Source organism: Arcobacter sp. CECT 8989 (genome assembly GCF_004116715.1).
GTDB lineage: Bacteria > Campylobacterota > Campylobacteria > Campylobacterales > Arcobacteraceae > Halarcobacter.
Map to the genome: position 1 here is coordinate 1 of NZ_PDKE01000145.1, position 382 is coordinate 382.

Genomic DNA, 382 nt, shown 5'->3' on the forward strand with positions numbered 1-382 from the left:
GGATTCCTGAAACAGAAAGCCGCAGAGCAGAAGGTGGCAGCATGACACCGGACATTATCCTGCAGCGTACCGGGATCGATGTGAGAGCTGTCGAACAGGGGGATGATGCGTGGCACAAATTACGGCTCGGCGTCATCACCGCTTCAGAAGTTCACAACGTGATAGCAAAACCCCGCTCCGGAAAGAAGGGGCCTGACATGAAAATGTCCTACTTCCACACCCTGCTTGCTGAGGTTTGCACCGGTGTGGCTCCGGAAGTTAACGCTAAAGCACTGGCCTGGGGAAAACAGTACGAGAACGACGCCAGAACCCTGTTTGAATTCACTTCCGGCGTGAATGTTACTGAATCCCCGATCATCTATCGCGACGAAAGTATGCGTAC

The 382-nt window shown here is 53.4% G+C and carries 1 protein-coding gene; it reads left to right on the forward strand.

Annotation, left to right across the window (positions count from 1 at the left end; all coding sequences use genetic code 11):
• Positions 1 to 41 precede the first annotated feature (41 nt).
• A partial coding sequence (locus CRV02_RS14755) for a YqaJ viral recombinase family protein (protein WP_129090924.1) occupies positions 42 to 382 on the forward strand: 341 nt, incomplete at its 3' end.